Below are 341 nucleotides of genomic sequence, written 5' to 3'. Positions count from 1 at the left end.
GGGGGCTTAGATTAATATCTAGTAATAGAAAAACGGTCTAATTCTATCTCGATAATATAATTACGATGCAAATTTAAAACCTTATTTTTATTTTGCTTTAGAAGAATATATTTTAAATAATCTTTTAAAGAAAGATGAAGTTTTTTTCTTTTTTTGGAAGATTAAAGGTATTGTTATAGGAAGAAATCAAGTTATAGAGAATGAAGTTAATTTGGATTTTGTAAAAAAAAATAATATTGAAATTTTTAGACGTCCTACCGGAGGAGGATGTGTTTATAATGATTCTGGGCGCGAAATGATGCCTAATTATGAGTGATTTCACGTATCACGAACATCATGAT

General features: G+C 27.3%; 1 pseudogene. It reads left to right on the top strand.

What is annotated here, in order from left to right:
- Nucleotides 1–70: 70 nt before the first annotated feature.
- Nucleotides 71–283, top strand: a pseudogene (locus ACHMP6_RS01895) (lipoate--protein ligase family protein); the annotation flags it as partial.
- Between the last annotated feature and the right edge of the window lie 58 nt (nt 284–341).

The sequence above is a fragment of the Candidatus Phytoplasma palmae genome (assembly GCF_046896035.1).
In the GTDB taxonomy this organism is placed as follows: domain Bacteria; phylum Bacillota_I; class Bacilli_A; order Acholeplasmatales; family Acholeplasmataceae; genus Phytoplasma; species Phytoplasma palmae.
The sequence above is the reverse complement of the archived record's forward strand: the minus strand, read 5'-3'. Positions and strand labels throughout refer to the sequence as shown.